At 67.5% G+C, this 8,283-nt stretch carries 9 protein-coding genes; 6 read left to right on the top strand and 3 right to left on the bottom strand.

Annotated elements, in window-relative coordinates:
* The first annotated feature begins 253 nt into the window (after positions 1-253).
* On the top strand, positions 254-865 hold the full coding sequence (locus IV112_RS02295) for a DUF502 domain-containing protein (protein WP_304000847.1): 612 nt from the start codon (positions 254-256) through the stop codon (positions 863-865).
* Positions 866-1,063: 198 nt separating this feature from the next.
* Positions 1,064-1,789, top strand: a complete 726-nt coding sequence (locus IV112_RS02290; RefSeq protein WP_304000845.1) for a PEP-CTERM sorting domain-containing protein — start codon at positions 1,064-1,066, stop codon at positions 1,787-1,789.
* Positions 1,790-1,817: 28 nt separating this feature from the next.
* Here IV112_RS02290 and IV112_RS02285 read toward each other — a convergent pair whose 3' ends face one another.
* Both IV112_RS02285 and IV112_RS02280 read right to left on the bottom strand, forming a co-directional pair.
* On the bottom strand, positions 1,818-3,014 hold the full coding sequence (locus IV112_RS02285; protein WP_304000843.1) for a DUF1501 domain-containing protein: 1,197 nt from the start codon (positions 3,012-3,014) through the stop codon (positions 1,818-1,820).
* Positions 3,015-3,078: 64 nt separating this feature from the next.
* Positions 3,079-4,899 (bottom strand): DUF1800 domain-containing protein, encoded by a 1,821-nt coding sequence (locus IV112_RS02280; protein WP_304000841.1) that lies wholly within the window; start codon positions 4,897-4,899, stop codon positions 3,079-3,081.
* 176 nt (positions 4,900-5,075) lie between these two features.
* Here IV112_RS02280 and IV112_RS02275 point away from each other — a divergent pair, with 176 nt between their 5' ends.
* The 4 genes from IV112_RS02275 (at position 5,076) to IV112_RS02260 (ending at position 7,141) form a co-directional block, all read left to right on the top strand.
* Positions 5,076-5,516 carry a DUF1810 domain-containing protein gene (locus IV112_RS02275; protein ID WP_304000839.1) on the top strand — a complete coding sequence of 147 codons (441 nt, stop codon included), beginning with the start codon at positions 5,076-5,078 and terminating at the stop codon, positions 5,514-5,516.
* Between the two features lie 12 nt (positions 5,517-5,528).
* On the top strand, positions 5,529-5,993 hold the full coding sequence (locus tag IV112_RS02270) for a hypothetical protein (RefSeq protein ID WP_304000838.1): 465 nt from the start codon (positions 5,529-5,531) through the stop codon (positions 5,991-5,993).
* A gap of 120 nt (positions 5,994-6,113) precedes the next feature.
* A complete protein-coding gene (locus IV112_RS02265; protein ID WP_304000837.1) occupies positions 6,114-6,656 on the top strand; it encodes an excalibur calcium-binding domain-containing protein in 543 nt (180 codons plus the stop codon).
* 11 nt (positions 6,657-6,667) lie between these two features.
* Entirely contained in the window at positions 6,668-7,141 is a 474-nt protein-coding gene (locus IV112_RS02260; RefSeq protein ID WP_304000836.1) for an OsmC family protein, read from the top strand.
* A gap of 19 nt (positions 7,142-7,160) precedes the next feature.
* Here IV112_RS02260 and IV112_RS02255 read toward each other — a convergent pair whose 3' ends face one another.
* Positions 7,161-8,132 (bottom strand): catalase family peroxidase, encoded by a 972-nt coding sequence (locus IV112_RS02255; RefSeq protein WP_304000835.1) that lies wholly within the window; start codon positions 8,130-8,132, stop codon positions 7,161-7,163.
* Between the last annotated feature and the right edge of the window lie 151 nt (positions 8,133-8,283).

Raw genomic sequence — 8,283 nt, 5'->3', positions numbered from 1 at the left:
CCTTTCGACCCAACCGCTCACGGTGCTTGACTCGGATAACAGTATCTACAGGGATGGCGCCCGATCCACGGCTGGAGCCGGAGTTCTGTGGGAGGGGTCTTCTGACCCCGACTGCGGCGGTTGAGCATCAGACGGCGCGGGATCAACAGCCCTGTCGCGGTCAGAGGACCGCTCCTACGAAGGGCGCGGCCGGACCGACATGCGCCTGCGGCACACGGTATGCTCCGGGCGCCTCCTTCCCGACCGCCCCGCCATGAACAAGCATCGCCTCTACCAGTACTTCTTCCGCGGCCTGATCACCTTCCTGCCGCTGGCGCTGACCGTCTATGTGCTGGTGCTGTTCGTCACCTGGACCGAAAGTCTGGCGATGATGATGGTGCGGCCAATCACCGGCGACTTCTATCTGCCCGGCCTGGGGATCGCGCTGAGCGCCGTGCTCATCGTGGGCCTGGGCATGCTGGTGTCGCGACCGGAGACCGGGCGCCTGCTGTCGCTGGTCGAACTGCCTTTCACCAATCTGCCGGTGGTCAAGAGCATCTATTCGTCGCTGAAGAACTTCGCCGACTACTTCGCGCCGCACACCGGTGAATCCGCCCAGCAGGTGGTGCTGCTGCGCATGCCGGGCAACGAGATGGGCATCGTCGGCCTGGTGACGCGACAGTCGATGGACGGACTGCCGGCCGGATTGTCGGAACTGGAGGACCAGGTCGCGGTGTACCTGCCCATGGGCTACATGATCGGCGGCTACACCGTGTTCGTGCCGCGCGCCTGGGTGACCAAGGTCGACATGTCGGTCGAAGAGGCGATGCGCATGGCGCTGATTGCCTACATGACGTCGAACCGGAGCGAACCGGACGCACGCTGAACGCCCAGCCAGCTCACCGCCACCTCCGGCGCGCACTACGCGCATATGCGTATTGCGTTGAGGCGAGCCAGCCGAACAGAATGAGCGCCGCACTCAGGAAGCCGCGTCCGCGTGATCGCGGGCGCCGCCTCCGGCCAGACTGCGCTGCGCCCGTGGGCAACAGCCGGTCGCGGACCGTTCTGACCGGGAGATCACCACATGAAGAGAATCGTTCTGATCGCGTCATTGCTGCTCGGTGTCGCGGGCGGCACGCCGGCGCTGGCTGCGCCCATCGTCGTGAGCACGCTGTCGTCGTGGGACGGCAGCAGCAGCATCGGCGACTTCGGTTCGTCCGGCTTCTCCGGCTGGGGGCAGTTCCTGGTGGCGCCGACCGGCAGCAACCGCCTGCTCGACTTCACCTTCCTGCTCAGTGACGCGCTGAAGGGCAGCAACACCAATGCCGTCCCGGTGGAATTCACCGCACATCTGGTGCAGTACAACCCGTTCACGCGCTTCATCGTCGGCCCGCTGCTCTATTCGAGCGCGCCGGTGACGGTGCCACTGACGGCAGGCCTGGACTTCCACACCTATACCTTCGACATCGACGCCGAGGTGACGGCGGGCAGCACCTACATGATGTTCCTGTTCGCCACCAACTTCGAACTGCGCATCCCGGACGATTCGCGCCTGCGCCTCGCTACCGCGAATACGGATCTGGGCGGCGGCGCTTACAACATTCCTTGGGATGCCGAAAGCGATCTCGACGAGCTGCTCTCCGGTCAGTGGCGATTCACGGCCGGGCAGGACCTCGCCTTTGCCGCGACTTTCGACTTCCGGCCCACCAACGAGGTGCCGGAACCGTCGACCGCCGCGTTGCTGGCAAGCGCCGGCGTGGCCGGCCTGTGGGCGACCCGGCGGCGAAGCACGGCCGACCGGCAGCGCTGAAAGCAGCGCACCGGAAGACCGGGCCGGCTCAGCCGAAGGCCGGCACCGGCGCGAAGCGCCCCTTGAGCACCGTGTCGGCGGCGCCCAGCTTCAACCAGCCGTCGATAGCGCTGGCGTAGACCGAGCGGAAGTCGGTCGTGTGGACGAGGTTGTCACCGGCGTCCAGCGCGCCGAGGTCGGACGGCGTGCCGTAGTGGCCGCCCTTCACCTGTTTGCCGGCGAAGAACATCACGTTGGCGGTGCCGTGATCAGTGCCCAGGCTGGTGTTCTCCGGCACCCGGCGGCCGAACTCGGAAAAGACGAGCAGGCTCACGCGGTCGGCCTGCCCCAGGCGTTCCATGTCGCGCAGGAAGCCGCTGATCGCGTCCGAGGTGTAGGTGAGCAGGCGCTGGTGCATGTCAGCCTGCTGCACGTGGGTGTCGAAGGCGTTGTTGCGGTAGCCAACGTAATACAGGCGCGTCGGCAGACCGGCGGCGATGCAGGCCGCCACCTTGGGCAGACCCAGCGGAGCGATGCCGTAATCCTGGTTGGTCTTGTAGTTCGACCACGCCTCGCGCACCGCCAGCGACGATTCGCGCGCGCTCACCGCCACCTGTTCGAGAAAACGGCGTGACGGGTTGTCCGTGCTCGCCACACTCACGTCGTCGAGCAGTGCGCGCGTCGGGTGCAGCGCGCTGCGCATGAAACGCTCCGGCTCGTCGAACACCACCGGCGTGTGGATGCGGCTGCGCACCGCGAGCGACTGCGTGGCGTCGATGTTGAGCAGGTAGTTCGGCACCGGCGCGGGCGACATGGTGTCGGCCAGCCGGCCGACCCAGCCGTAGTCGTCGCCGCTGTTCGGTGCGGCGGTGTGCAGGTAGGCCATCGACGTGAAGTGAGAGAACGACGGGTTGTCGTAGCCACAGCCATGCACGATGGCCAGCTGGCCGTCCTTCCACAGCCGCTCGAAGCCGGCCATGCCCGGGTTCAGGCCGAAGCGTTCGTCGAGCTTGCGCAGCTTGTCCGGGCGGATGCCGATGTTGGGCCGCAGCCGGTAGTAGCGGTCATCGGCGTAGGGCACCACGGTGTTCAGGCCGTCGTTGCCGCCGGACATTTCGAAGACGACGAGGATGCGGTCCTCCGCTTCGGCGGCGGCAGCCGCGCGCGCGATGGTGCCGAACACGCCAGGGACCATGAGCCCGGCGGAGGCCTTCAGGATGCGGCGGCGTTTCTGATCGATGTTCATGTGCTTTCTCCAGCGTAGCGGCAAGGTGACGCCGGGAAGTCCCTGCGCCCGCCCTGCCCTCGCCTCAACCCAGTTGATATTCCGGACGGCTCAGCAGTACGTGCAGCAGCAGGCGCAGCGGATCTTCGGCGTAACTGGCTGCGGCCGGCAGGTCGCGCGTACCCAGTTCCTTTTCGAGGAAGGCCGCAAGCTTGTTGCGCGTGGCGCCGTCCAGCGGCACCGACAGGAAGCGACCTTCCATGTAGGTGACGACCTCTTCCGGCGTGCGACAGCCGGCCTTCAGCACCATGCCGGCGAGATCCAGCCGGGCCACCGTGCGCGGAATCGGTTTCACGCGCTCGACCGCCATCTGCCAGCCGCGGTAGCTGCCGTAACGCGTGTTGAAGTCCTCGTCACGGTCGCCGTTCATGCTCGACGTCGCCATCATGTCGACGCCGCCATCCGCGCCGCCGGGCTTGGTGGCGGTGCTCAGGTCGAGGCCGCTGCGGACGCGCTCGTGGATGTTGCGGATTTCGTAGCCGGCCTGTGCGCCGGGGTAGCGATCGCCCGGGATGTAGTTGATGTCGGGCAGCGCGACGTCGAGCGCGAAATTGCCGCGCTCGAGCAGCAGCCCCGGCGTGATCCAGCTGCGACCCTGGGCCCAGCCGGCCACGGTCGGCGGATGCATCAGGCGCTGGCCCAGTGCGGCGGTGGTTTCGTTGAAGTCGGGCACGCCGGGCACTTCGGTCAGACCCAGCTTGCGGTAGGTGGACACCACCAGTTCGACCGGCCCCTTGATGCGCGTCGCCACCGATTCGGGCGCATGGAAATCGCGCGACATGAACAGCATTTCGAGAAAGGCAGCGATGTCGTAATCGACCGCCTTCAGCCGCCGGCCCAGTTCCTCGGCCAGCGCCGGGTCGATGTCCTCGCGCACGAAGTGGCGGTACAGCTTGCTGGCGAGGTAGCGCGGCGTGACCGGCTGGTCGAGGATGATGTCGATCACCTGCACGCCGTCGTAATTGCCGCGACGGCCCAGCACGTCCTTCGGCCCGCCGTCATGCTTTGCGGCGTCGATGTGGAAGGCGACGCCCTGGTAGTTCCAGCCGGTGAAGGCGCGCGCCGCCTCGCGGATGTCGTGTTCGCTGTAGTGACCGACGCCCATCGTGAATAGCTCCATGATCTCCCGCGCGAAGTTCTCGTTCGGCGCGCCCTTCACGTTCACGGCGGCGTCGAGGAAGGAGAGCATGGCCGGGTCCTGCGCGACGCCGATCATCAGCGTGCGGAAACTGCCCAGGCCCTGGTTCTGGAACAGTTCCAGCTGGTTCAGCATCTTGCGGTAGTCGCGCACCTTGTCTTCGTTGGTGGCGAAGTGACCGTGCCAGAACAGCGCCATCCTCTCCTGCAGCGGGCGCGGCGACGTGAGCATGCGGTTCGCCCACCAGTAGGCGACGCGGTCGGTTTCGAGCTTGCTCGCGCGCAGCCAGTAGAAGAACTTGTTCACCACCGGCTGCATGCGCCGGTTGCCGCCCGCCTTGACCGTTACGCCAAGCGCCTCGCCGCTGTCGCGCGCGAGGTCGGTGGTGGCCGGACGGCTGGCGGGAAACGGGTCCAGCCCCGCCTCGAACACCCCCGAATGCTCGAACGGCGGCAGTGCCACGGCCGGCGCGCCCTCGAAATACACGAGGCGACGCACCGCCTGGGCCGGGGTCAGGCGGGCGAAGGCGTCGATGTCTTCCGGCGTTCCGCCGAAGCCGGCCCGTTCGAGCAGGTGCGCGGCGCGGGCGCGGTTCCAGTCGGCGGCGGCAATCGGGGCCAGGTCGCCAGCCCAGGGCGATGCGGCGATCGAGACCGCACTGAACAACGCGCCGGCGAATGCCAGCGCAACAGGGGCGATACGGAACATGAGGGCACATCCGGGAAGATCAGGCCTGCAGCGTAGAGCGGCGCGGCACCGGCCAGCCAGTGCAATTCGCCCCCCGCCGGCTCAGGATTTTCTGGAGTCGCGGACGGCGGCGGGCGGTCGTCCGCCGCCTCCGGTCGTGTCATGCTGTCCGTCCCGAGCACTGCGATATTGCCGACATGCCTTCCGCCCCGACCGATCCGCTCGACCGTTTCGTCCAGGCCCAGGCACGCGACTACGCGCAGGCGCTGCAGGAACTGCGTGACGGCCGCAAACGCACGCACTGGATCTGGTACGTGCTGCCGCAGCTGCGCGATCTCGGCCGCAGCGCGATGGCACGCGAATACGGCATCGCCGACCGCAGCGAAGCGGTCGCCTACATCGCGCATCCACTGCTGGGGGCACGACTGGTCGAGTGTGTCGACGCCCTCCTCGCCCACGCCGGGCGGCGCCCGGAAGACATCCTGGGCGAAGTCGATGCGCTGAAGTTCCGCTCCTGCCTGACCCTGTTCGCCGAGGTGGCGCCGGACCAGCCCTGCTTCCGCGCTGCGCTGGCGGCTTTCTACGATGGGCGGCCGGACGGCCAGACGCTGGGGCTGCTTGGTCAGCGCGGCGGCTGAGCACACCCGGCGATGCGATTCCACCGCTTCGTTCTGCTGACACTGACCGTCGCACTGCACGGTTGCGTCGCACTGACCCGCGGTATCGTGCCGGTCGACGGTGCCGAACTGGCGGACACCGGCGCAGTGCGCCTGGACATCGATACCGACCACCCCGTGCTGCTGCGCGCGGTCGACGAGAAGCTGCTGCCGGGCGTGCAGGTGTCCAGCCGCGCCCGCGCCTTCAGCTATGTGCTGCATCCCGGCGAGCGCGTGCTGTGGCTCAGTGACGTGCCCTATGGTTTCCCCTTCCTTCCGCAGCACCTGAAGTGCTACCTGATGCACGCCGACCTGGCCGCCAGCGGCCGCTACCTGCTACGGATGGACGGTGCGCCGCGACGTCCGGTGCTGATCGACGCAATGCAGCACGACACGGTCGCCGAAGGGGTGCTGGTGGACGAGCCGCTGATCTACGAGCGCGGCTGCCGCTGGCAGTGAGATCATGCGGCCGTCTTGTCGACCCGATATCGCTCAAGCGGGCAGGACGCCACTTCCCGGCGCTGTGGGCCACGCTCATAATGATGCGTTCATCTGCAATCGCCCCTCCCGAGAGCCGCCATGAATCGCATCGAAGGCAAACTGACGAAGTGGCAGGACGACCGGGGCTTCGGCTTCATCGAACCGCGTTCCGGCGGCGACCCGGTCTTCGTGCATGTTTCCGCTTTTCCGCGCGATGGACGACGACCGGCTGTCGGTGAAACCTTGCTGTTCGACATCACGACCGACGAACGCGGACGCAAGCGGGCAACGGCGGTCGAGCGCCCGGTTCGTGTGGCGGCGACACGCCGCGACAGCGCCCGACAGTCCACACGAAGCGGATCGGGGCTGCTCGGCACGCTCATTTCGATCGCATTGATCGCCGGTTTCGGCTGGGTGATCTACCACGAGTACGCGCAGCGATTTCCTTCGCGTAATGCGAAGGTGGTCGACGCAACTCCCGTTCGTCTCTCGAGCGAGAGCTTTCGCTGTGACGGCCGTCAGCACTGCAGCCAGATGACGTCCTGCGCGGAGGCGCGATACTTCTTGCAGAACTGTCCTGATCCCAAGATGGACGGCGACGGCGACGGCATTCCCTGCGAAGAACAGTTTTGCGGCTTCTGACTACCGCCGCCATGTCACTTCACACCGCCGAAATCCTCTGGTCCCGCGACGACCAGCCCTTCATCGACAAGCGTTACAGCCGCCGCCACCTGATCCGCTTCGACGGCGGCATCGAGGTGGCCGGTTCGTCGTCGCCGCATGTGGTGCCGCTGCCTTATTCCGCGGCGGACGCGGTCGATCCGGAAGAGGCTTTCGTCGCCGCGCTGGCGGCCTGCCACATGCTCACCTTCCTGCAACTGGCGGCGCTCAAACGGCTGGTCGTGGATCGTTACGAGGATGCGGCCGAGGGCGAACTTGCGCGCAACGCCGACGGCAGGATGTATATCGCGCGGGTGACGCTGCGGCCGTCGGTGCACTTCGGCGGAGAGGGCGCACCGACGGCTGTCGAGCTGACGGCGCTGCACCACGCGGCGCACGAACAGTGCTTCATCGCCAACTCGGTGCTGACCGAGGTGCGCTGCGAACCTCGCCTGTCGACTGAATGAACGTACGGCAGCTGCCGTTTCAGCGCCCGCCGAGACGCTTGCCGAAGGAGATGGCGTAGGCCGGCGAGCGCATTTTCAGGATCGGATCATCGCCGGGACGAATGCCTTCGCTCAGCACGTTCGGGTCGAAGTTGAGACCGGTGCATGCGTCGCCCCCGACAGCCGTAACCGACAGCGTGCCCGCAACCAGCTCGGTGCGTCCCTCCGGCCAGGCAAGTGAGGGGTCGGACTCGCTGTCGCCCGGTTGACCGAGCGTGACGATCCAGTCGAACAGGACCGGACCGCGAGCCACCCGCTCGCCCAGCCGGGCGGCGAGGAAGTCGCGCGGGGCGCCGCCGCGCTCGTCATCGGTGAGGCCGCGCACGCCGTCGCGCGGCTGAAGGCGCCAGCGCACCGCGCGCTCGCCCTCTGCCGTCGCGAAATGAAAGGTATGCAGTCCGAAGTACTGCGCGCTGGCGTAGCTCCACGGAGGCGGGTTCTGCTGCAGCCAGCGGAACTGCGGCAGCGTGTCCGGATGCGCCGCACGGTAGGCAGCCACTCTGTCGGGATCGGGCCGGCCGTCCGGGCCGGGCAGCGAGGCGCGCAGCAGGCCGAGGAAGCTCTCCGGCGTGGCCGCGCCGAACACCGGTGTGCTCAGCGTGGCGATGTTGTGCACGCGGCCGTCGCCGAGCTCGAACTGCGCGGCCAGCCCGCGTGGCGAACGTGCGTTGTCGGCGACCGCCGGGTCGCCGCCGGCCATCGAGAAGCGGATCTGCGCGGGCCAGCGCGTACCCGAGAACAGCGGCGCACTGAACATCCGGGCGGCTTCGGCGCTGCCGGTGAAGCTGCCGACCGCACAGACACCCTTGGCGTGGCCCTTGCGCTCGCCCCTGTGCTCGCCGAACAGGCCCTGAAACACCTCGATGAAATCTCCGGCCTGCGCCGGCCTGTCCTCGGCCCTCAAGGGCGTGGCTGTGGCGGCGGCCAGCATGAGCAAGATGCGCCAATACATGAATGACTCCCCAGACTGCGGCGACTGGAACGCGCCGCGACGCGGGACAGACCGCATGTACAGCCGCCGGTTCGCCCGGACGGCCGGCGCCGGCACGGCACGCCGGACTGATTTAGGTCAAATGTCCGCAGAAACGCCGTCCGATCGACAC

The organism is Methyloversatilis discipulorum (assembly GCF_018780585.1).
Classification (GTDB): Bacteria; Pseudomonadota; Gammaproteobacteria; order Burkholderiales; family Rhodocyclaceae; genus Methyloversatilis; species Methyloversatilis discipulorum_B.
The sequence above is the reverse complement of the archived record's forward strand: the minus strand, read 5'-3'. Positions and strand labels throughout refer to the sequence as shown.

Coding starts and splice junctions, on each gene's coding strand:
- IV112_RS02295 (WP_304000847.1), top strand. CDS start 254: ATGAACAAGCATCGCCTCTACCAGTACTTCTTCCGCGGCCTGATCACC.
- IV112_RS02290 (WP_304000845.1), top strand. CDS start 1,064: ATGAAGAGAATCGTTCTGATCGCGTCATTGCTGCTCGGTGTCGCGGGC.
- IV112_RS02285 (WP_304000843.1), bottom strand. CDS start 3,014: ATGAACATCGATCAGAAACGCCGCCGCATCCTGAAGGCCTCCGCCGGG.
- IV112_RS02280 (WP_304000841.1), bottom strand. CDS start 4,899: ATGTTCCGTATCGCCCCTGTTGCGCTGGCATTCGCCGGCGCGTTGTTC.
- IV112_RS02275 (WP_304000839.1), top strand. CDS start 5,076: ATGCCTTCCGCCCCGACCGATCCGCTCGACCGTTTCGTCCAGGCCCAG.
- IV112_RS02270 (WP_304000838.1), top strand. CDS start 5,529: ATGCGATTCCACCGCTTCGTTCTGCTGACACTGACCGTCGCACTGCAC.
- IV112_RS02265 (WP_304000837.1), top strand. CDS start 6,114: ATGAATCGCATCGAAGGCAAACTGACGAAGTGGCAGGACGACCGGGGC.
- IV112_RS02260 (WP_304000836.1), top strand. CDS start 6,668: ATGTCACTTCACACCGCCGAAATCCTCTGGTCCCGCGACGACCAGCCC.
- IV112_RS02255 (WP_304000835.1), bottom strand. CDS start 8,132: ATGTATTGGCGCATCTTGCTCATGCTGGCCGCCGCCACAGCCACGCCC.